The 278-nt window shown below is 60.1% G+C and carries 1 protein-coding gene; it reads right to left on the bottom strand.

Features of this window, described 5'->3' with window-relative positions; translation table 11 throughout:
* Positions 1 to 260: hypothetical protein (locus ACSNOG_RS33260; protein WP_436756397.1), on the bottom strand; the 260-nt coding region annotated here is incomplete at its 3' end.
* Positions 261 to 278 lie beyond the last annotated feature (18 nt).

The raw sequence follows: 278 nt of genomic DNA, 5'->3' as shown, positions 1-278 counted from the left end.
GATGGCACCTGTGTATTCGCCATGATATCAACGAAGTCATAGAGGTCCAGGAGCTCCTCTTCGGACAGCTCATGGACAAGCTCGCTGCGGATCCGGTACCGGTAAGGCCGGGGACCGGGCTCCCTGCAAATGACGCCGACCTCCTCGAGATATTTCAGGTCGGAGCGGACCGTTTTTTCATCCGGGTAGGGAACGCCGTCCGGGGTTCCGCCGCAGCAGGCGTCCAGCAGCTCCGAGACCGTTAAGGTCTCATCACGCATGGCGCTGAGGAGCAAAGA

Source organism: Streptomyces sp. URMC 124 (genome assembly GCF_051386455.1).
Taxonomy (GTDB): domain Bacteria; phylum Actinomycetota; class Actinomycetes; order Streptomycetales; family Streptomycetaceae; genus Streptomyces.
Note: the sequence above shows the minus strand (reverse complement) of the source record. Positions and strands in the feature narration are given on the sequence as shown.